Source organism: Dehalococcoidia bacterium (assembly GCA_041649635.1).
In the GTDB taxonomy this organism is placed as follows: Bacteria; Chloroflexota; Dehalococcoidia; order E44-bin15; family E44-bin15; genus JAYEHL01.
Window position 1 is genome coordinate 1 of the sequence record JBAZMV010000007.1, and the last position, 22,921, is coordinate 22,921.

General features: G+C 53.5%; 30 protein-coding genes and 1 tRNA gene. 29 read left to right on the forward strand and 2 right to left on the reverse strand.

The annotated features are described in order from the left end of the window. Positions 1-51 precede the first annotated feature (51 nt). The 21 genes from WC562_09065 to mobB all read left to right on the forward strand — a co-directional run bounded on the left by WC562_09065 (position 52) and on the right by mobB (position 14,498). Entirely contained in the window at positions 52-552 is a 501-nt protein-coding gene (locus WC562_09065; protein MFA5056296.1) for a hypothetical protein, read from the forward strand. 186 nt (positions 553-738) lie between these two features. Then, positions 739-939 (forward strand): type II toxin-antitoxin system HicB family antitoxin, encoded by a 201-nt coding sequence (locus WC562_09070; GenBank protein ID MFA5056297.1) that lies wholly within the window; start codon positions 739-741, stop codon positions 937-939. After that, entirely contained in the window at positions 936-1,151 is a 216-nt protein-coding gene (locus WC562_09075) for a type II toxin-antitoxin system HicA family toxin (GenBank protein MFA5056298.1), read from the forward strand. Before WC562_09070 ends, WC562_09075 begins: the two co-directional genes overlap by 4 nt. A 187-nt stretch (positions 1,152-1,338) precedes the next feature. Beyond that, the gene (locus tag WC562_09080; protein ID MFA5056299.1) at positions 1,339-1,530 is read left to right on the forward strand and encodes a type II toxin-antitoxin system Phd/YefM family antitoxin; all 192 of its coding nucleotides are present in this window, start codon (positions 1,339-1,341) and stop codon (positions 1,528-1,530) included. Beyond that, entirely contained in the window at positions 1,517-1,783 is a 267-nt protein-coding gene (locus WC562_09085) for a type II toxin-antitoxin system RelE/ParE family toxin (protein ID MFA5056300.1), read from the forward strand. The genes WC562_09080 and WC562_09085 overlap by 14 nt, the downstream gene beginning before the upstream one ends. Positions 1,784-2,018: 235 nt before the next feature. After that, positions 2,019-2,765: a class I SAM-dependent methyltransferase gene (locus tag WC562_09090; protein MFA5056301.1), complete on the forward strand. Its 747-nt coding sequence runs from the start codon at positions 2,019-2,021 to the stop codon at positions 2,763-2,765. A 54-nt stretch (positions 2,766-2,819) separates the two neighbouring features. Further along, the gene (locus WC562_09095; GenBank protein ID MFA5056302.1) at positions 2,820-3,362 is read left to right on the forward strand and encodes a transposase; all 543 of its coding nucleotides are present in this window, start codon (positions 2,820-2,822) and stop codon (positions 3,360-3,362) included. Positions 3,363-3,678: 316 nt separating this feature from the next. Next, complete coding sequence (locus WC562_09100) at positions 3,679-4,245, forward strand: lysophospholipid acyltransferase family protein (protein MFA5056303.1); 567 nt, start codon at positions 3,679-3,681, stop codon at positions 4,243-4,245. A gap of 31 nt (positions 4,246-4,276) precedes the next feature. Then, positions 4,277-4,774 carry a flavodoxin gene (locus WC562_09105; GenBank protein MFA5056304.1) on the forward strand — a complete coding sequence of 166 codons (498 nt, stop codon included), beginning with the start codon at positions 4,277-4,279 and terminating at the stop codon, positions 4,772-4,774. A gap of 12 nt (positions 4,775-4,786) precedes the next feature. Beyond that, positions 4,787-5,218 carry a DUF3788 family protein gene (locus WC562_09110; protein MFA5056305.1) on the forward strand — a complete coding sequence of 144 codons (432 nt, stop codon included), beginning with the start codon at positions 4,787-4,789 and terminating at the stop codon, positions 5,216-5,218. Positions 5,219-5,231: 13 nt separating this feature from the next. Then, on the forward strand, positions 5,232-5,996 hold the full coding sequence (locus WC562_09115; protein ID MFA5056306.1) for a class I SAM-dependent methyltransferase: 765 nt from the start codon (positions 5,232-5,234) through the stop codon (positions 5,994-5,996). A 1-nt stretch (position 5,997) separates the two neighbouring features. Next, positions 5,998-6,579, forward strand: a complete 582-nt coding sequence (locus WC562_09120; protein MFA5056307.1) for a YdeI/OmpD-associated family protein — start codon at positions 5,998-6,000, stop codon at positions 6,577-6,579. Positions 6,580-6,627: 48 nt separating this feature from the next. Then, a complete protein-coding gene (locus WC562_09125) occupies positions 6,628-7,155 on the forward strand; it encodes an N-acetyltransferase family protein (protein MFA5056308.1) in 528 nt (175 codons plus the stop codon). Positions 7,156-7,218: 63 nt separating this feature from the next. Beyond that, on the forward strand, positions 7,219-7,737 hold the full coding sequence (locus WC562_09130) for a hypothetical protein (GenBank protein MFA5056309.1): 519 nt from the start codon (positions 7,219-7,221) through the stop codon (positions 7,735-7,737). 78 nt (positions 7,738-7,815) lie between these two features. Then, a complete protein-coding gene (locus WC562_09135) occupies positions 7,816-8,691 on the forward strand; it encodes a DUF364 domain-containing protein (protein MFA5056310.1) in 876 nt (291 codons plus the stop codon). Positions 8,692-8,826: 135 nt separating this feature from the next. Then, positions 8,827-10,242, forward strand: a complete 1,416-nt coding sequence (locus WC562_09140; GenBank protein ID MFA5056311.1) for a tyrosine phenol-lyase — start codon at positions 8,827-8,829, stop codon at positions 10,240-10,242. 83 nt (positions 10,243-10,325) lie between these two features. Beyond that, positions 10,326-10,886, forward strand: a complete 561-nt coding sequence (locus WC562_09145; GenBank protein MFA5056312.1) for a nitroreductase family protein — start codon at positions 10,326-10,328, stop codon at positions 10,884-10,886. A 44-nt stretch (positions 10,887-10,930) separates the two neighbouring features. After that, positions 10,931-11,764 (forward strand): SDR family oxidoreductase, encoded by an 834-nt coding sequence (locus WC562_09150; protein ID MFA5056313.1) that lies wholly within the window; start codon positions 10,931-10,933, stop codon positions 11,762-11,764. 57 nt (positions 11,765-11,821) lie between these two features. Then, complete coding sequence (locus tag WC562_09155; GenBank protein ID MFA5056314.1) at positions 11,822-12,421, forward strand: molybdenum cofactor guanylyltransferase; 600 nt, start codon at positions 11,822-11,824, stop codon at positions 12,419-12,421. Beyond that, the gene (gene glp, locus WC562_09160) at positions 12,418-13,647 is read left to right on the forward strand and encodes a gephyrin-like molybdotransferase Glp (protein ID MFA5056315.1); all 1,230 of its coding nucleotides are present in this window, start codon (positions 12,418-12,420) and stop codon (positions 13,645-13,647) included. The genes WC562_09155 and glp overlap by 4 nt, the downstream gene beginning before the upstream one ends. Before the next feature lie 200 nt (positions 13,648-13,847). Further along, entirely contained in the window at positions 13,848-14,498 is a 651-nt protein-coding gene (gene mobB, locus WC562_09165) for a molybdopterin-guanine dinucleotide biosynthesis protein B (protein ID MFA5056316.1), read from the forward strand. On the opposite strand, the gene WC562_09170 is transcribed toward mobB, so the two are convergent. Together WC562_09170 and WC562_09175 are read right to left on the reverse strand one after the other, a co-directional pair. Continuing rightward, on the reverse strand, positions 14,495-14,776 hold the full coding sequence (locus WC562_09170; protein ID MFA5056317.1) for an acylphosphatase: 282 nt from the start codon (positions 14,774-14,776) through the stop codon (positions 14,495-14,497). The two genes, mobB and WC562_09170, sit on opposite strands and share 4 nt — an antisense overlap. A 92-nt stretch (positions 14,777-14,868) precedes the next feature. Then, the gene (locus tag WC562_09175; protein MFA5056318.1) at positions 14,869-15,021 is read right to left on the reverse strand and encodes a hypothetical protein; all 153 of its coding nucleotides are present in this window, start codon (positions 15,019-15,021) and stop codon (positions 14,869-14,871) included. A 107-nt stretch (positions 15,022-15,128) separates the two neighbouring features. On the opposite strand from WC562_09175, the gene WC562_09180 reads away from it, so the two are divergent. The 8 genes from WC562_09180 (at position 15,129) to WC562_09215 (ending at position 22,903) form a co-directional block, all read left to right on the forward strand. Continuing rightward, positions 15,129-15,205: transfer RNA gene (locus WC562_09180), tRNA-Asp, on the forward strand. Between the two features lie 24 nt (positions 15,206-15,229). After that, positions 15,230-15,925: an acetate--CoA ligase family protein gene (locus WC562_09185; GenBank protein MFA5056319.1), complete on the forward strand. Its 696-nt coding sequence runs from the start codon at positions 15,230-15,232 to the stop codon at positions 15,923-15,925. A 9-nt stretch (positions 15,926-15,934) separates the two neighbouring features. Continuing rightward, positions 15,935-17,356, forward strand: coding sequence for a CoA-binding protein (locus WC562_09190; protein ID MFA5056320.1), 1,422 nt, complete (start codon positions 15,935-15,937; stop codon positions 17,354-17,356). Positions 17,357-17,583: 227 nt separating this feature from the next. Continuing rightward, on the forward strand, positions 17,584-19,005 hold the full coding sequence (locus tag WC562_09195) for an OB-fold domain-containing protein (protein ID MFA5056321.1): 1,422 nt from the start codon (positions 17,584-17,586) through the stop codon (positions 19,003-19,005). 11 nt (positions 19,006-19,016) lie between these two features. Beyond that, positions 19,017-20,228: an acetyl-CoA acetyltransferase gene (locus WC562_09200; GenBank protein MFA5056322.1), complete on the forward strand. Its 1,212-nt coding sequence runs from the start codon at positions 19,017-19,019 to the stop codon at positions 20,226-20,228. Positions 20,229-20,277: 49 nt separating this feature from the next. Next, positions 20,278-21,678, forward strand: a complete 1,401-nt coding sequence (locus tag WC562_09205; protein MFA5056323.1) for an acyclic terpene utilization AtuA family protein — start codon at positions 20,278-20,280, stop codon at positions 21,676-21,678. After that, positions 21,678-22,061, forward strand: a complete 384-nt coding sequence (locus tag WC562_09210) for a hypothetical protein (protein MFA5056324.1) — start codon at positions 21,678-21,680, stop codon at positions 22,059-22,061. The genes WC562_09205 and WC562_09210 overlap by 1 nt, the downstream gene beginning before the upstream one ends. A 14-nt stretch (positions 22,062-22,075) precedes the next feature. Continuing rightward, positions 22,076-22,903, forward strand: a complete 828-nt coding sequence (locus WC562_09215; GenBank protein MFA5056325.1) for an enoyl-CoA hydratase-related protein — start codon at positions 22,076-22,078, stop codon at positions 22,901-22,903. Positions 22,904-22,921 lie beyond the last annotated feature (18 nt).

Below are 22,921 nucleotides of genomic sequence, written 5' to 3' on the forward strand. Positions count from 1 at the left end.
GGGCGGGGAGCGGGGGGCTTATTTAACTAGTCAGATGAATGTGAGAAATAAATGAAACTTGCAGCAGTACTAGTCCCAGTAGCAACGTTTTTATTACTCCCTTGGATAATGTCATTTATCTGGGCAATTTGGATCAAACGAACAAGCAAAGATGCCTTTAGGGGTCCTCGCCCTATAACTAGTAGTGAACGTAGAAAATTAAATATCATAATTTGTTTATACATGTACATATTTGCAGGAACAGTATCATGGTCAGTCTATGTCTTTTCCCATAACGTTTGGCTTTCTGCTGTAATTGGTTTAGCATGGGTTCTCCCTGTATCAATAATGATGCCAATAATGTCTCGGCGAGTCTCTAAGGCATTGCAGCCCCCGCCGGGAGGATGGCCAGATGAAAAAGCACGATTGGACGCTTTTAATAAATGGCAAGCCGAACGAGAGGAACGAGAATATAAGAAAATAGAAAAACTCAAATGGTGGATTGTGGGATGGATTCTTATCCCTCTCGTGCTAGTGATAATTCTAGTGATTTTATGCGTAACATTAGGATAAACATAGTCCCATAAAAGCCATCGTCGTCTATGAATCCCTGTGGGGCAACACAGCAGCCAGCGCCCGCGCTGTGGCGGGGGACATGGGAGCAGAGGGGGCGGGGAGCGGGAGAAAGCGCTGAAGCAAACGGTTACTGGGTTGCACTCCTCTATCTGAGTAAGATATGATATCGGCGTAGGTGACGGCATGCGAATTGAAATCGAGAGGGAAGAAGACGGCCGTTGGATTGCTGAAATCCGGGAACTTCCTGGAGTCATGGCTTATGGCAAGACTCGCAAAAAAGCTATCTCAAATGCTGAAGCGCTGGCCCTGCGAGTCATGGCCGACCGGCTTGAGTATGGAGAGGAAATCCCCGAGCTAAAGGAAGTGTTCGCAATCTCAGCATGAGCCGATGGTCTTCAACCAGAGCCCCAAAAGTGCTCACCGCCTTGCTTCGTATCGGTTGGACAATCAAACGGCAAGCCGGCACTTCTCATCGTGTTCTCGCCCGCCCCGGTTGGCCCGATTATGTTTTCTCGTTTCGCGACAGTGACGAAATAGGGCCCAAAATGCTGGCGCGGATCGCTAAACACACTGGTCTCACCCCTAAAGACTTGTAGAAATAACCAACTACACATTATCACCGTTTACGAATCCCTGTGGGGCATACCGCGGCCGTCGTCCGCGCTATGGCGGGGGGACCGGTTAAGGTGGTGAAGTGACCGACGAGCATCTGGCAACACATCATGCTATAATGGACACTACCCAATAGCAGCGCCGTTGCGAGACAGGGAGAAGGAAAATCAAATGAGCACTGTGATGGAACAATACGTCATAGACACCAAGGGCAAGAAGACCGGCGTCATCCTTTCACTCAAGCGTTATCAACAATTGATGGAAGACCTGCACGACCTGGCGATAGTAGCCGAGCGCCGCGAAGAAAAGCCTGTCAGCCTTGAAGAGATGAAACGACGGCTCAAGAAAGATGCCATCCTATAACATCTCCCTTAAACCATCTGTCGAAAAAGACTTGCGCTCTTTGCCCAAGTCAACCGTCATTCGTGTAATAGAGCAAATCGAAGGTCTGAAAACCGCTCCCCTTCCTCGAAAAGCCCTCAAGCTATCAAACGCAGAACATTTATATCGAATTCGAGTAGGCGATTACCGCATTGTTTACGAAGTTGATATAAAAGACAGACAAGTGCTGATACACTACGTCCGGCACCGCCGCGAAGTATACCGCTCGATCTAAGACACATATCAGAAATACCACTGTTCTCAACACAGCGGCCGTCATCCGCGCTGTGGCGGGGGACATGGGGGCAGAGGGGGCGGGGGGGCTCTAACTCTTTCTAAAATCACATCTAATATTGACGTTTGACTCACATTACAGACGGCTGTAAAATGACACCATTAGTAGAATCAGTGTAAAAATTACTGCTAGGCAGTGACCGAATCTATTCACACCCGTAAGGAGATTTTCTGCAATGGACATTCCACGGATCTTCAACATCACCGAAAGTGCTCACCGCATCCATAACCCGTTCACACCCGAAAAGCTCGCCACTCTCGGCGCGGCGTTGCGTCTGGAACCGGGGGCCCGGGTGCTCGACCTTGGCAGCGGTTCGGGGGAGATGCTGTGCACATGGGCGCGCGATTACGGCATCATCGGCACCGGCATCGACATGAGCCAGTTGTACACCCAGCAAGCAAAACTCCGTGCTGAAGAACTCGGCATCGCCGATCAAGTCAAGTTCATCCATGGCGATGCTACCGGCTATGTCTCTGACGATAAGGTCAGTGTGGCAGCCTGTGTCGGCGCCACTTGGATCGGCGGGGGAGTCGCCGGCACTATCGAGCTTCTGGCGCGGAGCCTGCGCACCGGAGGGATCATCCTCATCGGCGAGCCCTACTGGCGGCAGTTACCGCCGACGGAAGACGTGGCCAAGGGGTGTCTTGCCGACTCGATCTCCGAATTTCTCATGCTTCCGGAACTTCTCGCGTCTTTCGGCCGCCTCGGCTACGATGTCGTGGAAATGGTTTTGGCAGACCAGGACGGCTGGGACAGATACGAGGCGGCCAAGTGGCTCACCATGCGCCGATGGCTTGAAGCCAATCCCGGCGACGAGCTCGCGAAGGAGGTTCGAGCCAAGCTGACCTCGGAACCCGAGCGCCACGCCGCTTACACGCGTGAATACCTGGGCTGGGGCGTGTTCGCGCTGATGACGCGGTGAAGCTCCTCAGCCATCGCCCGCACTGTGGCGGGGGACATGGGGTAAAAAAAGATAATGAGCACATGCCACGATTCGGAAAACCACCATCGCCGTTCGCTGCGCCTGCAAGGGTACGATTATATGCAGGATGGCGCATATTTCGTGACCGTTTGCCTAAAGGACCGCGCGTGCCTGTTTGGAGATATTTCGGACGGGAACATGGTTCTGAACGATGCAGGCATGATGGCGGAAAAACATTGGCATGACATCCCCGCAAATTTTCCCCACATCGAATTGGATGAATTTGTCATCATGCCGAACCATATACACGGGATTTTATCGATAACCGCATCCGTAGGGGCGAAAAATTTTTCGCCCCTACATTCGAAACAAGGGCACGGCCCGTCAAAGACGATAGGTTCCGTGATACGCGGTTTCAAAATCGGCGTGACCAAATGGATGCGTCAAAACACACCAGTTTACAATGTCTGGCAACGCAATTATTATGAACACGTCATCCGCGACGACGCTTCCCTGAATCTCATCCGCCAATACATAGTGGAAAACCAGTCACGATGGTCGGAGGACGAGGAAAACCCGGCGCGTTCAGCGCCGTAGGTGTGCTATTGTTGCCGCAGACCAAGTCTTTAATATATACTTTGATACAGTTATGTCTACCGATAACAGTTCTATTAACTTAGGCGACCTCCAGCAAGCACTAGCCGGAGATAGTTATCGCTCTCGTAACGGCCGCACATCATTTATTGCTCGTTTATTCCCATCCAATATTTTCTATACCAGATTGCTCCGGATCTTCTGGAGCGCATCAAGACTAGCCAAAAAGGGACTATATGACAATACAACGTGCAGCCGGGACACCCACCATATCTTCCGTTGTCTGGAAGACGTAGGCGTACGCTTCGAAATCGAGAACATGACAGCTTTTAAAAACCTCAAAACCCCCTGTGTATTCATAGGTAACCATATGAGCAGCCTGGAAACAATGATCCTGCCGGCAATTCTTTTACCTCATAGGAACGTCATTTGTGTGGTATACAAGGGAATACTCAGGTGGCCTATCTTTAAAGATATTCTGCCAAGCCAGAATCCGATAGTCGTCTCAAAAACAAGCCCCAGAGAAGATTTAATCCATGTTCTCTCTAAAGGACACACGGCTCTGAAACAGGATGCTTCAGTAATAGTTTTTCCCCAGGGAGCAAGGATGACCGAATTCAGAGCGGAAGATTTTAGCAGTATCGGTGTAAAACTCGCGAAACACGCTCAAGTACCTGTTGTTCCGATAGCAATAAAGTCCGATGCCTGGGGTAATGACGGATTCCCTATTCCCTATTTTGGCAAAATCGATCCGGCAAAGACGGTTCGGATAAGCTTTGGTGAGCCGCTTTATATCAATGGTACCGGAAAGAAAGAACACGACCTGGCTGTAAGTTTTATCCAGGATAAACTCACATCATGGGAAATGGAAGAAAAGGTACACTAGCCTGATTTTGCAGCCCTGAAAGGAGAACATCATGAAAGCCATCGTTGTTTACGAATCCATGTGGGGCAACACCGCGGCCATAGCCCGGGCAATAGCGGAAGGCATCGGTCCCGGGGCGCGGGCGCTCTCCACCACCGAAGCCACCGCTTCTGTCATCGCGGACGCCGACCTGATAGTAGCGGGGGCTCCCGTAATGGCCTTCCGTCTTCCTTCCGACAAGATACGACAAACCCTGGCCGATAAGGAGGACAAGAAAGCGCCGAAGCCTCCCGATCTTTCTGCTCAGTCCCTGCGTTCGTGGCTCGCCGCGCTGCCAAAAGGCAAGGGAAAAGCCGCCGCTTTCGATACGCAGTTCAAGTGGTCGCCCAGCGCAACGGGCGCGATAATGAAGGGGCTGGCGCGAGCGGGATACCAGAAAGCGGCCAATCCGCAGAAATTCATAGTGAAGGGCACGTACGGGCCGCTGAAAGATGGAGAGATGGAGCGAGCGCGGGCGTGGGGCGGGGAGCTGGGAAAGCTGATAAAATAGGCGAAAGAGCGGATGGGTATAGGGATATTTACCGACAAAGAACATCGACCGACGGATGCGGAAGTGCTTGATGCCATCGACGCCAAACTGCCGCTCTGGCAGGAATTGATTGGTTACATTCGTGGGAAATACCCAGTACAGGAAGATTTCAAGTTCTTATATGGCAAGAACTATGGATGGGCATTACGGTTTCGTATCAAAGGACAGCTCCTGACATCGCTTTATCCTGTAAAAGACGGCTTCACCGCCCAGATCAATCTCAGTTCAGAAGCTGTTGAGAAAGCTCAAAGTCTGAAACCGGGTAAAAACGTTCAGCAGGCGATTGCACAGGCCAACCCTTATCCGGAAGGGCGATGGCTTTTCGTCAGCGTTGAATCGGAAAAAGACCTCAGGGATATTCAACGCCTGTTAGCCTTGAGAACCGGGGAGAAGCAGATAAAATAAAGGGAAAACTAACATGAAACAATGGTACGAAGAGCTATTTGAGAACTACGGGGTGAAATACGATAACGAGAGTTTCACCCAGGGAACCATCGGCGAATGCGACTTCATCGAAAAGGAGATAGGATACGATAAATCGACGAAGATACTCGACATCGGGTGCGGCACCGGCAGGCACGCCATCGAACTGGCGATAAGAGGATACAAGGTCGTCGGCATCGACCTATCGGAATCGCAGCTTAAAAGGGCGCAGGAGAAAGCGGCGGAACAGAAACTGAAAATCGATTTTCGTAAACACGACGCGAGGAAGCTGCCGTTCAAAAGCGAGTTTGATCTGGCCGTCATGATGTGCGAGGGCTCTTTCCCGCTCATGGAGACGGATGAGATGAACTACAAGATACTGAGGAACGCCGCGAAGGCCCTGAAGCCGAAAGGTAAATTCATCTTCACCACGCTGAACGGCCTGTTCCCTCTGTACCACAAACTCGACGAATTCCTCAACTCGGATTTAAACGAAGGGAATGCAACATACCATAACAGTAAATTCGACCTTATGACCTTCCGCGACCATAACACCACAATCTTTGAAGACGACGACGGCAACAAAAAGGAGCTGAAAAGCGACGAGAGATACTACGTGCCGTCGGAGATAACATGGCTGTTAAAAACTCTGAAGTTCAAGACCGTCGATATATACAGCGCGAAGCTCGGCGCCTTCAGCCGGAACGATAAACTGACAACCGAAGATTTCGAGATGCTGGTGATAGCGGAAAAAGGCTAGAATGAGCGGCAAACGCAGCCTGGACGAAGCCAAACTTCTGTATGTGACGAATCGGAGGGAATGGCGTGATTGGCTCCAGAGGAATTACAAGTCCGAGAAAGAAGTCTGGCTCGTGTACTACAAGAAGCGTACCGGAAAACCGCGCATTCTTTACAACGACGCAGTTGAAGAAGCGCTCTGCTTTGGCTGGATCGATAGCATCGTCAAGGGCATTGACGAGGACAGATACGCACAAAGGTTCTCTTTGAGAAACCCCGGGGCTCCATACTCACAAGCGAATAAGGAACGACTGAGGGAGATGGTCAAGCAGGGCAAGGTCGTCGATGAAGTGCTTGCAACATTGGGAAATCTTACGGAGGAACAGCTCGAAATACCGCCCGACATCTTGAAGGCCATCAAGGCAAACGAGAAATCCTGGAAGAACTTTCAAACATTCTCACAGCCATACATACGGATCCGTGTTGCGTTTATAGACGGCGCCCGCAACAGGCCCCAGGAGTTCACCAAGCGTCTGGGGTACTTCATCGAGATGACTGAGAAGAATAAGCAATTCGGATTCGGCGGCATTGAGAAGTATTATTGATAGTTGTAAAATGCCGCCATCCATAGAATCAGTTTAAAAAGCAATGTTATGAGCAAAAGAGAAACGAAATACGTAACTGATAGAATGAGGACGGAAGACTGGGAACAAGTCCGTTCGATCTATCTTGAAGGAATTAGCACGGGCGACTCCACATTCGAGGCCGACGCTCCCGATTGGGACAAATGGGATTCCGCTCACCTGCCCGGGCATAGATTGGTCATCAGGGCAGATAATAGCATTCTGGCATGGGCCGCACTCAGTCCCGTATCCAGCCGCCGCGCATACTCAGGTGTAGCGGAAGTCAGTCTGTATGTAGCAGTCGGACATAGGGGCAAAGGCATAGGGTCAACCCTCCTTGAGGCCTTAATAGACTCATCGGAAAAAGCAGGGATATGGACCCTGCAAGGCGGTATCTTCCCCGAAAACGAGGCTAGCATCCGCATGGTCAGAAAACACGGGTTTAGAGAGATCGGAAGACGTAAAAAGATAGGCAAGATGACTCACGGCGACCTTGCCGGAACATGGCGAGACGTTATCCTGGTGGAACGGCGAAGCAAGTTGACGGGTATAGACTGAGCGGATACAGGCATATGTCGCGCGAATACAAGGGTATCTCTATAAGAAGCAGCGAAGGTAACAATGTCCGTATTTAAGAAGATATTCGCGCTCCTGCTCGTGCCCTACGCCTTCTGGCTGGTCTTCGCCTACGACTTTCACTTCATAGACTGGCTGAACCTGTTCATACACGAAGGCGGGCACTTCCTCTTCACTTTCTTCGGGGAGTGGCTGCATGTACTGGGCGGCACGCTTTTTCAGCTTTTTGTCCCGATCGGCATAGCGATTTATTTCCTTTACCACCGGCAGAAATATGAATCGGCTTTCTGCGGCTTCTGGTTCGGGGAAAGCTTAATGTACACGGCGGATTATATGGGCGACGCCCGAGTTCAAGCACTGCCGCTGCTGGGGAACGGAGAACACGACTGGCACTGGATATTCTCGCACATGGGTGTGCTGGAACACTGTAAAGGCATCGCGATGTTCTTCCACATAATCGCTTCGATAATCGTCATGGTCAGCCTTGGCTACATGCTATATAATGCCTTCAGGAAAAAGAAGCCGACGACATATTTGGTCCCGCCGACATTATCCTCCCCTTAAAATAAGTTCATAAGGAAGGCACGCGTTAAAACTGATTTATATCGACCAACATTTCAACGATTGTTGTAAGGTCTATCGATGAAAATACTTGATGAGCTAATTTCTACTCTAACAAACGATGCAAAGGTAAAGGATATCCGTCAGAATCCCTTCCAGACGGCCGTTCTGACACGCAACTGCGGTCTGACATCTACACCGCACACCTCCCATGATTTCGATCCTTCCAAGACAACGCTGCGCGATTGGTCTCAACTTATCGGCAACAACGCCTTCGAGGTTGCCAAAATGTCACTTTCACATGATCAGCACGAAGCCGCTATAGGCATGGGTGCCATCAACTCCCTCCTCGATATCGATGACAAGATTTGCGTCGACCTCAATGCCGGAGAACTGATCGCTGAAAAGGGCCAAGGTAAAAATGTCGCTATCGTAGGCCATTTTCCCTTCACTCCTAATCTGCGAAAACGTGTGAAAGAGCTGTGGATTATTGAGTTGCGGCCCAGGGAAGGGGACCTCCCGGCGAGCGATGCCGAACGCATCATTCCGCAGGCGGACGTGGTGGGAATCACGGGAACGGCATTCACCAACCACACCATCGAGCAGCTGCTGGAGCTTTGTAATCCGGAAGCCTTCGTGGTAGTCCTTGGCGGAACAACTCCCCTCTCTCCCGTTCTCTTTAAGTACGGAGTCGATGCCATCTGCGGTACGAAGGTTATCGACGCGGAGGCGGCGCTCGACTGCGTGGGGCGGGGCGCAACGTTCCGGGAGATAAAAGGAACTAAGCGGCTTACCATGATGAAAGCTGCCGCAGATAGAACATGGTCGGTCATGCGGCAGGACGACAACGGCAACGTCGCGTTGATCAAGAGCGGACTCACAAAGAAAGATGCGCTACGAGTCGTCAAGGAATACGAGGAGAAAGGTCACAAACAGACATACTGGGTAGCCCGGTAAAATAACCCCCCGCATTTGGTAAGCGTCCCCTCAATCAGTTATAATTCGCACAGACGCTGCTAAAGTATATCCAATCGATAATGTCAGCCGATATTCAGCGATGTACGGTCGACAGCAACCAGGGAAGGGAGCAACATGCCGCATCACGAAACTCTCAGGACAATGGGCCAGCAACTCGGGCGGAGATCATGGGCCGAGCCGTGGAAGATCAAGATGGTCGAGCCATTGCGCATGATCAGCCGCGAGGAACGCGAGAGGGCGCTGGTCGATGCCGGATTTAATACCTTCCTGCTCAGGTCCGAGGATGTATACATCGACCTGCTCACCGACAGCGGCACCAGCGCCATGAGCGACCGGCAGTGGGCCGGCATGATGCTCGGCGACGAGGCCTATGCCGGCAGCCGCAATTTCTATAACCTTGAAGCCGCCATAAAGAAATACTACGGCTACGAACATATCGTGCCCACGCACCAGGGCCGCGGCGCGGAGCACCTCATCAGCCGCACTGCCATCAAGCCCGGGCAGTTCGTTCCGGGAAACATGTATTTTACGACCACAAGGCTGCATCAAGAACTGGCCGGCGGCGTATTCGTGGACGTCATCATCGATGAGGCGCACGACCCTCAGAGCCCGCACCCGTTCAAAGGCAATGTCGATCTGGATAAGCTCGAGGCGCTGATCGAGCGCGAAGGAGCGGAGAAGATAGCCTACGTCAGCCTCGCCGGCACGGTGAATATGGCCGGAGGCCAGCCGGTGAGCATGGCCAACGTGAAAGCCCTGCGCAAGATGTGCGACCGCTACGGCATCAAGGTGTACCTGGACGTGACACGCATGGTGGAGAACGCCTTCTTCATCCAGGAGCGAGAGGAGGGCTACGCGGGCAAGAGCATAGCCGAGATACTCAAGGAGTTCTGTGGCTACACCGACGGCGCGTGGATGAGCGCCAAGAAGGACAGCCTGGTCAATATCGGCGGATGGCTGGCGGTGAACGACCTCACGCTGTTCGAAGAGCTGCGCAACCTGGTCGTGGTATACGAGGGGCTGCACACCTACGGCGGTCTGTCCGGGCGCGACATGGAGGCGATGGCCATCGGCATCGTGGAATCAGTACAGGACGACCACGTGCGCTCGCGCGTGGAGCAGGTACGCTATCTGGGCACGCTGCTTACCGAGTGGGACATACCGATCGTGCAGCCGGTTGGCGGACATGCCATCTTCCTTGACGCGCGGCGCTTCTACTCGCATTTGACGCAGGACCAGTTCCCGGCACAGACGCTGGCCGCCGAGCTGTACGTCGATTCCGGCGTGCGCTCAATGGAGCGCGGTATCGCCAGCGCCGGGCGCGACCCCAACACCGGCGACCACTACTACCCCAAACTGGAGCTGACGCGCCTGACCATACCGCGGCGCGTTTACACGCAGGCGCACATGGACGTAGCAGCCGAGTCGGTGCGCGCGGTGTACGACGGTCGCGAACTCACTCGCGGCCTGAGGATGGTGTATGAGCCGAAATACCTGCGCTTCTTCCAGGCACGCTTCGAGCGATTGTAGCGGAATTTAGAGATACCGTCTATGAATGGTATAATGTTCGACTATAGGTTCTATTTTTAACATCTTAAAAAAGGGGTTATATCATGAACGAACTTGTAAGGATCATCTGCAATAGAAGAAGCGTAAGGCAGTACAAAGCTAAACAGATATCCGACACGGATTTAACCCAGATACTGGATGCGGCGCTGTCCGCTCCCAACGCCATGAACCAGCAGAAATGGCATTTCACCGTAGTGCAGGACAAAGTCATGCTGGAAAGAATGGTAGCCGTCATCAAAGAAAATATGATCAACTCCGGCAATGAGATGTTAGCTAACAGGGTCAGCGTGCCCGGCTATAACACCTTCTACAATGCCCCGACGGTCATACTGATCTCAGCGGATGAAAAGGCAAGATTCGTTCAGATAGACTGCGGAGCGGCGGCGCAGAACATCGCGCTGGCCGCGGAATCACTTTTCTTAGGCTCGTGCATCATGACCTCATCGGCCTACCTCTTCGCCTCGCAAAAGGGCGAAGAGCTGAAGAAGAAGCTCGGTATTCCCAGCGGCTACAGCCATATCTGCTCTGTGGCGCTGGGATATAAAGAAGGAGCCAATCCCGTCGCGCCTCCGAGGAATGAAAACGTTATTACGTACATTCAATGAATGTACGTCCAGGGGCTCGTCCGATTCTCGCAGGGAGATGAGTTATGTCGCAACCAGATGATGAAAAGACGGCGCTCGTTACCGGGGCCTCCGGAGGTATCGGCTATGAACTGACAAAACTCTTCGCCCGCGACGGATACAATCTGGTGCTGGTAGCCAGGAACGCCGGCGAGCTTCAGAAAATAGCAGAGCAACTAAAATCGGAATACGGCATCTCCGTTAAAATCATCCCAAAGGACCTTGCATCACCGGATTCCCCTCGTGAGATATTCGACGAGATACAAGCGGATGGAATCTCCATCGACATCCTGATCAACAACGCCGGCTTCGGCGCATACGGAAGTTTCCGCGATACCAACCTTAAAGACGAGCTTGAGATGATGCAGGTCAACATGGTTTCCTCAACGCACCTGACGAAGATCTTTCTGCCCGGCATGATATCAAAAGGATACGGACGCATCATGAACGTATCTTCTATGGCAGCCTTCCAGCCGGGGCCCCTAGTCGCGGTCTACTGTGCCAGCAAGAGCTACGTTCTGTCTTTTTCCGAGGCCCTGGCCGAGGAACTGAGCGGCACCGGAGTGACTGTAACAGCCCTCTGTCCGGGCCCTGTCAGCACCGGCTTTGCCAAGAGAGCAAAAACGGAGAGAACAAAGGTGATGATCAGCGGCCTATTCAACAAGGTCTGGGAAGCGAAAGACGTGGCGGCGATCGGATATCATGGTCTCATGAAAGGCAAGACGGTGGTGATCCCCGGCAAGAGATATATCCTATCCACTTTAATCGTCAGATGGGTGCCGCGGAAGCTCGTGAGAAAATCGGCTAAGAAGATAATGGAGGAATCTCGTAAAACACTTCCTCCGGACCGCGACGGATAGAACCCCCATAGCTACCACTCAATTCCTTTTGCCTCACGATAGTGTTAAAATTACATCATGACAGCGATAGTGCTTGCAGGCGGCAAAAGCCTGAGACTGGGACGCAACAAAGCCATTGAGCAGTTCGGCGACAAGCCTCTTATTCAGCATGTCATCGATACCGTCTCACAGATTGATAACGATATAATAGTTGTAACCGCGTACCGCGATCAGTTACCCGCTCTCGCACCCAGCATAAAGATAGTAAGCGACTGCTGCAACCCGGGCAGCGCAGCGCTGGTCGGTTTATACACAGGATTGAAAGAAGCCAGTTCGTTCCGCAGCCTAGTTGTAGCCTGCGATATGCCTTACCTAAACACAGACTTGTTGCGATATATAATCAGCGCAGCTGAAGGCTTCGACGCAGCTATACCGAGAATAAAAAACTTCATTGAGCCGCTACATGCCGTGTATTCCAAGAACTGTCTCGAACCATTGCGGGCTCAGATCGAGAGCGGAGACCTAAAAATATTCCCTCTAGTTAAAAAAGTGAACGTAAGATTCATTGAAGAAGACGAGCTCAATCGTTTCGACCCGCAGCATCTAAGCTTTTTGAACGTGAACTACGAACACGATCTAAAAAAGGCGAGAGATTTAATGTATAAGGTGCGTAAATGATCAGCGTCGAAGAAGCGTTAGAAAAAGTCTTGAACTATATCAAAGTTCTCGACAGCATTGAGGCTCCGATACTGGAATGCCTGGGGCAGGCGCTTTCCGACGACGTCTATTCCTCATTCGATATCCCTCCCCGCGACAACTCCGCTATGGACGGATACGCAGTGCGCTCAGCCGACGTGGCTGAAGCTTCGAGTTCCAATCCCGTTTACCTCAATGTCATCGGCGAGGCCAGGGCGGGCGGAACATCGAACATGAAGGTCAGCGCTCATACGGCTGTGCGCATCATGACCGGCGCCTTCATGCCGGACGGAGCCGATACCGTAGTGAAGTTCGAAGATACCGATGAGACGCAACGCACCGGACAACCGCTCAAGCAGATCGGCGTCATGAAGTCCATTGAGAAGGGCCAGAACGTTCGATACGCCGGCGAGGATGTCGGAACCGGACAGCTCGTATTTAAGCGCGGGACCATACTGCGCCCATCGGAGATCGGCGTTCTCGCATCTCTGGGTATCGATAGGGCGAAGGTAACACGACGGCCGACCGTGGCGATACTGGCCACCGGTGACGAACTGGTCGAACTGGGGCAACCGCTTTCGGAAGGGCGGATTTACAACAGCAACAGCTACAGCGCGGCGGCGCAGGTCCTGCGCTACGGCGGCATACCGCGCCTGCTGGGCATCGCCAGAGATATGACCGAGGACCTCGAACCTAAAATCATAGAGGCTCTATCAGCCGACATGCTGCTCACCACCGGCGGCGTCTCCATGGGCGATTACGACCTGGTTAAAGAAGTCCTCGCGGCGCAGGGCGAAATATCGTTCTGGAAGGTGCGCATGAAGCCGGGCAAGCCGCTGGCCTTCGGCACGATAAAGGGCGTACCGCACCTCGGCTTGCCGGGGAATCCGGTAAGCTCCATGATAACGTTCGAACTGTTCGCGCGTCCGGCAATACTTAAGATGATGGGCAAGCCCGTCACGCAGAAGCCGGCGGTGGAAGCTATATCAGAGAGCTACATCAAGAACACCGACGGCCGTCGCGTGTACACCAGGGCGATAGTGCGCAAAGAGGGCGACAGATATTACGCCAGCACTACAGGACCGCAGGGCTCCGGCATTCTCACATCGATGTCGATGGCCAACGCTCTGGCTATTGTCCCGGAGGATGTCGACGCTATTAAAGAGGGCGATATAGTAAAAGCTATAATGCTTGACTGGGAAGAATAGAAAAGGTGCATGTATTCTAAATGTCATTGCGAGGAGTCATTCTACGTAATATTATCGTGGAAGGATGACGTGGCAATCTAATCATCTATGCCTCAATACTAACCTGATGAGATTGCTTCGTCCTTCCATAGGGTAACTGCCGTAAAAGGACTCGCAATGACAAAAGGTTTCGACCCGATAACATACAAGGAGTGTGTAACATGTTACCAGTTGTTTCAATAGTAGGCCAGGGCAAATCCGGCAAGACGACCCTTATCGAAAAGCTCATACCGGAGTTCAAATCCCGCGGCTACCGCGTAGCCGCCGTCAAGCACACGCACCAGGATCTAGAGTTGGACACGCCGGGCAAGGACAGCTGGCGCTACGCGCAGGCCGGCAGCGACGCCGTCTTCATCAGCACACCTAAGAATCTGGCCCTCATAGAATCGCTGGAGCAAAACGCTTCGATAAAGGACATCGCGCGACTGATGGGCGCCGATTTCGATCTGCTTATCGTCGAGGGCTTCCACGATGCGCATGTGCCCAAGATAGAAGTACACCGCAAGGAGACAGGCAAAGAGCTGAGATGCAAACCGGAGGAACTGAGAGCGATAGTTACCGATGAAAATATCGATATCGAACTGCCGCAGTTCAAGCTGGACGACGCGTCCGGTATAGCCGACTTTATCGAGGGCAAACTCGTGGGCAAGCGCAAAGACGAGACGACATTATTTATTAACGGCGAGCCGGTAACGCTTAACCGCTTCGCACAGGATATAGTCGCCGGGTCGATACTGGGAATGGTCTCCACCCTCAAAGGCATCGGCGAGGTGAAGAGAATCGAGGTCGCCTTCAGGAAGAAGGTCGGCTAAAAAACGACATCGAACCCGCGATACTTCCCGCTGTATTCCCCCCACTCCACATCCACCCCCGCGACGCGCGCCGACCGCGGCCCCTCTCTCAGCTTGGCTAAGAGCTGTGCCAGCTTCTCCTTATCACCTTCCGCCGCGACCTCGACATTTCCGTCGTCGAGATTTCTTACGTAGCCGACGATTTCGAGAGACTCGGCGTTGCGCTGAACGAAATAGCGGTAGTTCACACCCTGAACCAGGCCGTAAACCACGGCGTGAAAAGCGGAGCGATTCGTCATCACCTTACCTGCTTTGACATCGAGCGAACAACCATGCCGTCCGGCATCTCAGTAACATGCTCCACTGCGATAAAGCATCAGGTATGACGGCGCTATTGCTCGAATTTTTCTTTCTTGCCCTTCTTTATGACCTCGACATTTACGGGCGGAGTGTAAACAGGACTTATAATAGCAGGAGGAGCTTTTTTGATACTATCCTTTTTCGGTTTCTTTGCTTCCTTGCGACTCTTATCTCTGCTTCCCATATGCGACCTCCTGCTAAAAGGTTACCATACGAGGAATAAACTTGACAAGGCGAAGCCGTATTGTTACAATCCACGATTGGAAGCAGTTCCAAATTTTTTGTTTTTAAGGCCCCGTAGTGTAGCGGTCTAACACGCCGCCCTGTCAAGGCGGAGATCGAGGGTCCGAATCCCTTCGGGGCCGCCATTAAAAACAGGAGGGTCCCCTCATATGGCCACGAACAAGATAATAAGTACTGCTAAGAAAGAAGGTCGGACCGCTCTCACGGAGATCGAAGCGAAAAAACTCCTCACCGAAGCCGGAATATCCTGCACGGATATAAAGCTGGCCAAGACCGCCAAAGAGGCAGTCACTGAGGCCAAAAAAATGGGGTACCCCGTGGCTCTTAAGATAGTCTCTCCACAGATATTACATAAAACGGACGTCGGCGGCGTGAAACTCAACCTTAATAACGAAGGGGAAGTAAGCAAAGCCTTCGACGAGATTGTCAAATCCGCCAAGAAGCACAAGCCTAAGGCCAAGATAGACGGCGTCTCGGTTCAGCCAATGGCGAAGCCGGGCATAGAGGTCATCATCGGAATGAGCAAGGATCAGCAGTTCGGTCCCGTCCTCATGTTCGGGCTGGGCGGCATACTGGTTGAAGTGCTCAAGGATGTGTCTTTTAGGATCGTTCCGCTGACGAAGCGCGACGCCAGGGAAATGATAAAGGAAATAAAGGGCTACCCCATCCTGCAGGGCTACCGCGGACATGAGCCCGCCAACATAGAGATGCTTGAGGATATCCTGCTCAAAGTCTCCGAATTTGTTGAGAAGCTGCCCGACATTAAGGAACTCGATATCAACCCCATATTCGCCTACAAAGACGGCGCGCTGGCCCTCGACGCCCGCGTTATCCTCGAATCCTGAGGTAACGATTTGGGAGATGCCATAAAGCGACTCGACCGGGCGTTCAACCCCCGCTCGGTAGCGGTGATCGGCGACAAGATGGCTCTGGGCTATATGTGGCTCAAGTCCATGTCACACTTACAGGGCAGGCTGTACTCGGTACAGATCGATGAAAGGGAATTCCCCGGCATCGCTTCGCTAGGCATCAAGAACTACCTCAAACTAAGCGACATACAAGACGAAATCGACTACGCCGTAATCGCCGTGCCCAACACGGTAACGCCCAGGATTATCCGCGACTGCATCGACAAGAACGTCGGCGCGGCCTCGCTTTTCACCTCGGGCTTCGCCGAATCCGGCACCGAAGATGGGCGCAGGCTCCAGGATTCGATAGCGAAAATCGCACGCGACGCCGGCTTCAACCTGATAGGCCCGAACTGCATGGGCATATATAACCCGCGCCTCGGGGTAAGGCATTCCATCGATCAAATATACGGACGCGGCGGCAACGTGGCCTTCATATCCCAGAGCGGAACACACGCCACCTTCTTCTCCCTCGTCGGCCCGCAGAACGGCATACATATATCGAAATCTGTGAGCTACGGCAACGCCGCGGTGCTGGACTCCACCGACTACCTGGAATATTTCGGCAACGACATAGAAACTGACCTCATCGGCATATATATAGAAGGCGTGAACGACGGCAGGAGATTCTTCTCCATTTTGAAGGATATAGCCCGACGCAAGCCAGTGGTCATCTGGAAGGGTGGCGTCAGCGACGAGGGAGGCAGAGCTACAGCCTCGCACACGTCTTCCATGGCGGGTTCGCCGGCGATATGGGACGCACTCATCAGACAATGCGGCGCTATAAAAGCCGATAACCTTAACGAAGTAATCGACGCGATCAAGCTGCTGCTGCACTCCAAACCGGTCGCCGGAGACAGGGTAGGCCTGGCAGCGATGACGGGCGGCCAGTCAGTGGTAATCACCGATGCCTTCACCAGGGAAGGTTTTAAGGTTCCATTGCTCAGCGAAGCTTCATACAGGAAGTTCGACGCTTTCTTCCAGACGCTTGGCGCAAGCTACCGCAACCCGCTCGATATCAGCCTCAACTTCCCGCATCTCGACCGGATTATCAAGTCTCTCGATGTGCTCAGCGAGGACGAGAACATCGACACCGTCGTACTCGAGATATCCGTACCGTTTATGAAAGACCTGTCGTGGATAAATACGAACCTGTTCGACACTATGATCAAAGCGGTGTCGGATTTCAAGAAACGCTGCGCCAAGTCCTTTATCACGATACTGGTTCCGGCCCACGCCGAGCAGGAAGCGCTGGAGGTAAAAAAGAAGCTGGTAGCCCAGGATATCCCATGCTTCGCAAGCTTCGAGAGCGGGGCCAGAGCGCTGCGAAAAGCGGCCGATTTCTACAGCGACAAATCTTCGTCGTAGGGACACGGCGTGCCGTGCCCTCCCCACCCATGGATTCCGGCTTCCGCCGGAATGACGGCAGATGCTACATGCAACCGTCCAGTCGTAGGGGCGAGGTGCTCTCGCCCTCAAATAAGAAATGACCGCTCCCACCAATAGTCCGCAACCTCTGCCCTTCCGAACGTAAAACAGTTGCGATTCGGCTCCTGTCTATGTTAAGATATAAGCACCATAAAGGAGGGATTTGCATGGTAGGAATAACGTCTTTCGGTGCATATGTCCCCATCTACCGTCTCAATAGAGAAATCCTGGCCCAGGTCTGGGGAGGAAAAGGTAAAGGGGAAAAAGCAGTCGCAAACGCCGATGAAGACAGCTTGACATTAGGCGTAGAGGCTGCAAGGGATTGCTTAAAGGGCTTCGACAAGAGCAAGGTCGACGCCCTTTATTTTGCCACGACAACGGCACCCTACAAAGAGAAGCAGTCCGCCAGCATAATAGCTGCGGCCTGCGATCTCAGGGAGGAAATCCGCACTGTCGATATGACCGATTCTTTGCGGTCAGGGACAGTCGCCATAATGATGGCATTAGATGCCGTCAAGGCCGGATCGGCAAGGACAGCCCTCGTGGTTGTAGCCGATACCAGGCTCGCTCCGCCGGACACGCTCTACGAATCTATCTTCGGAGACGGTGCGGCTGCGTTCCTTATCGGCAACGATAATGTGGTTGTCGAAATCGAGGGGATCAGCTCCACAACCGCCCCGTTCGTAGACTTCTGGAGGCTGGAGGACGACAAGATCATACGATGGTGGGAAGAACGTCTTTGCCGCGAGATGGGCTACGTTCCTTATATGAGCAACGCCATCGACGCAGTCTTTAAGACAGCAAAGGTTGAGGTAAAGGACATCTCCAAAGCGGTGATCTCATCGCCGGACAAATCAATGCAGGGAGATATAGTAAAGAAATTTAAATTCGACCCCAAGGCGCAGGTGCAGGACCTGATGTACGACAACATCGGCCACACCGGATGCGCGCAGGTGCCCATGATGCTCGTCGCGGCACTGCAGAACGCCAAGGCCGGGGATAAGATACTCGCCGCCAACTATGCCGACGGTGCCGATGCCATGGTATTCAAAGTAACTGACAAGATAAGCAAGATGGCCGACCGCAGGGGTATTAAAGGCTATTTAAAATCCAGGGTCGCGTTACCCAACTACGGTAAGTATATGCACTTCCGCGACCTCATGGAATGGGAACACGACCTGTTCATGGAACGCAGAATGGCTCTGGCCGAGGTTTGGCGCCATCGCAACTTCTACTTCCGCTTCTACGGAGTGAAGTGCGGCAAGTGCGGACACATCATCGTCCCGGCGCCCAACACCTGCATCTACTGCCAAGCCGACGAGAAGTACTTCGAAGAGATACCTCTGGCCGATAAGAGAGGCTCGCTGGTTACATTCAGTCTGGATATTCGATCGAGAGCCATTGATCCACCGAACGTGCTGGCCGCGGTCAATTTCCACGGAGGAGGCCGCTTCTTCAGCCAGATGACCGACCGTGACCCGGACAACCTTAAGGTCGGCATGGAAATGGAACTCACCTTCCGCAGAATTCACGACGCGCTTCATATCCACAACTACTTCTGGAAGTGCCGGCCGGTGAGAGGGGAGTAAAGGAGCGCAAAATGAGAGAAAGCATTAAAGATAAAGTATCAATTATTGGAACGGGCTGCACCAAATTCGCAGAGCGCTGGGATGCCGATGTAGAAGACCTTATCAAAGAGGCCGTCGACGAGGCGCTGGCCGATGCCGGTGTAGAGCTCAAAGACATACAGGCGGGATGGGTCGGAACCGGACGCGGTTCGCAGCAGGTGCCCATGGGACCCCCAAGCGCCATAATTGCCACCTCATCGCTGCAGACGCAGTATATTCCGTTCACGCGCGTAGAGAACCTGTGCTGCGCCGGACAGGAGGCGGTCAGAGCCGCGGCATTCGGCATCGCATCTAAGAGTTACGACCTTGTGCTTGCTATCGGCGTTGAGAAGCTGAAGGACACCGGGTACGGCGGACTGGGAGAGATGTTCCCCGGCCCCTGGCAGCCGGTATATGGCGCTCTCGGCACGCCTCCGGGCAGGTACGCCATGGCGGCTACCGCCTACTTTTCCAAGTACGGTCTTGATCCTCAGGAGGGTAAGAGGCTGCTGGCGGAGATCTCGGTAAAGAGCCACTACTACGGAAAACGCAACCCTAAGGCTCACCTGCAACGTGAAATAACGGTAGAAGAAGCGATAAACGCCCCGATGATCTGCTGGCCGCTGGGACTTTACGACTGCTGCGGCGTGACCGACGGCGCGTCGGCTGCGGTGCTGGTGCCTTCCTCAGAGGCCAAGGCCTATCGCGACGACTACGTCAATATCAAGGCATTCTCCATAGCCTGCGGACCGGGCTGGCTTAAAGAGGATGAGAGATATGACTTCACCTACTGGAAGGAAACCCAGGAGGGAGCCAAGGCGGCTTATGCCGAGGCCGGGATCAAGGACCCGCGCAAGGAGCTGAGCCTGGTGGAGCTGCATGACTGCTTCTCCATCGCAGAGCTCATCGCCTGCGAGTCCATGTTCCTCTGCGAACCGGGCCACTTCAGAGAAGAGTTCACCGAGAAGCGCGCATACTACCACGACGGCGAGATGCCGGTGGACGTCAGTGGCGGGCTGAAATCATTCGGTCATCCCATCGGAGCCAGCGGAGCGCGTGAGATCGAAGAGTGCGTGAAACAGCTTCAGGGCAAGGTGCAGGAACCTTCACGTCAGATAAAGAACTTCGAGTTAGGTTTAGCACATAACCAGGGCGGACATCCGGGACGCTTCGTGCCGGGCATTTGCATAGTCGGCCGTCCATAGCTTTAGCAATAGTTTGCTGCATCATTAGAAACATTACAGGAGGTTAAGGATGAAGAAGGTTCGAGTAGGGGCGGGGTCATCGGGTTGGCCCGACTATAAGGACGGCGCCCTCGATGTAGCTCAGAATGGTGATATAGATTACATAGGCTTCGACCATCTGGCCGAGTTGACCATGGCCATTATGCAGAACCAGTACAAGAAGGATCCCAAGCGAGGCTATATACCTGAAGTTGCACCACTAATGAAAAAACTGCTGCCCATCTGGAAGTCCAAGGACAAGCATTTCAAGATGGTCTCAAACGGCGGCGGCGCCAACCCGCCGGAGTGCGCCAATCAGGTGCTGCAAATCGTCAAGGACCTTGACCTTGGCGGGATGAAGATCGGCGTCATCACCGGCGATACTATTCCTCTGGAGAAACTGGATACGCTTGCGAAGGGTGGCTGGAAGTTCAAGAACCTCGATACAGGAGAGGTCGGATTGGACAAGGTGCGCGATAAACTGCTCGCCGCCTACGTCTATGTAGGGGCGGACAAGGTTATCGAAGCCTTCGATCAGGGCGCGAACCTTGTCATAGGCGGACGCCTGTCGGACAACTCGCTGTTCATCGGTCCTTTCATGCACGGACTGGGATGGAAGTTCGACGACGATCACTGGGACAGGATCGGCTCCGGCGTCACCGTCGGACACATCATCGAGTGCTCAAGCTGGAGCGCGGGCACTTGCTCCAACCTATGGGAGGAGATAGAGTACCCCAAGGGCAACCCGGGATTCCCCATCGTCGAGATGTACGAGAACGGCGACTGCTACGTGACTAAGACAAAGACATCCGGCGGCATGATAAAGGTACTCACCGCGATGGAGCATCTTGTTTATGAGGTGCACGATCCCCACAACTACATCATGCCCGACGGCATATCGGATATTACCGCTATAAATATTGCACAAGTAGAGAAGGACAAGATCAAGATAACCCGGGCAGGAGAGGCTCCCCGCGGCAAAGCGCGGCCCGAGAACCTCAAGCTGTGCGTGGCCTATAACGACGGGTTCATCGCCGAGGAGATCACGGTCATCAGCGGGCCCAAAGTGTTCAAGATGGCGGACAAGGCGCATGACTTCGTAATGAAGCGCATGGATTACCTCGGATTGAAACCGAGAGAGGTACTATGGTCACTCATCGGCTGGGATTCACTCACCGGACCCGCCTCCAAGCCGCGCCCCGACCTGGAGCATGAGCCGCCCGAGCTGGGTATACGAATCGCCATCAAGTGCGACACCAAGGAACAGGCGCGCGAATGCCGCACCGAGCTGGGACATATGTGCTGGGCATCGACCGGAGTGGGCACAGGCTTCACCAGCCCGCCCGACATCCGCCCCATTTTCGCCCTATGGCCTACGCTTATACCCAGGGAAGAAGTGCCGCTGAAGCTGGACATGGTGGAGGTTAAATAATGGCTAAGAAGAAGATTAAGCTGATGGACTTTTGCTGGTATCGCTCCGGCGACAAGGGCGATATAGCTAATATAGGACTCATAGCCAAGACACAGAAGGGATACGAGGTCATAAAGAAGGAAGTAACGCCGGAAAGGATCAAGGCGCACTTCAAGGACTGGTGCAAGGGCGATGTCATCATCTACCCGATGGATAACTTCTGCGCCCTTGAGATCAACATGTTCGAATCCCTCGGCGGCGGCGCTACAAAGACGCTCAGGCTGGATCAGACAGGGAAGGCCATGTGCGTCGGGCTGGCGCGCATGGAAGTAGAAGTAGAAGAGAGCGACATCAAGGCTTTGACGGGCCCTCCGTACGACACGATGGCCAATCCCGAAGCATAATCTAGGAGAGTTTTATGCCTTTAACAGGGCCGGACGTCCTTCTGGTTGAGAAGAAGGGCCACATAACGATAATTACGATCAATCGACCTGAGCGCAGGAACTCCATGAATCTTGACCTGTACGATTTGCTGGACAAGACATGGAAGGAATTCAGCGAGGACGATAACGCGTTCGTAGCCATACTGACCGCGGCCAACGATCCGGCCATCGAGGCGGGCAAGCAGGCCTTCTGCTCCGGCATGGATATGAAGGACCAAGCGGAGCGGGTGGCCAAGGACCCCGCTTACGACATAGTGAAGTTACGCCCGGGGGTTGTCGACGGAACGTACGGCACCCCCTTCGGGCACAACGTTACCAAGCCGGTCATCGGCGCGATTAACGGCGTGGCCACGGCCGGCGGCTTCCAGTTCAGCATGATGTGCGACCTTAAGGTGGCCGCCGATACGGCGCGCTTCGGCACGGGCGAGGTCAAGGTGGGTCGCGGCACACCGTGGGCGGTCCCGCTACTCTGGCAGATGCCGCTCCCTATCGCCTTTGAGATACTCCTCACCGGCAACCTGATACCGGCTAAGCGCCTGTACGACGTCGGCTGGATCAACCGCGTAGTGCCGCTGGACCAGCTGATGCCGACTGCGATGGAGCTGGCCGAGACGCTGGCGGAGAACGCCCCGCTCTCGGTGCGATGTGCCAAGGAAGCGATGTACAAAGCCATGGACGTCGGGCGCAAAGCCGGGATCGATGCGGCCAAGATAATTTACGAGAAGGTTTACAGCAGCGAGGATGCAAAAGAGGGGCCTCGCGCTTTCGCGGAGAAGAGAAAGCCGGTCTGGAAGGGCCGGTAGCAAATACTATATTTACCC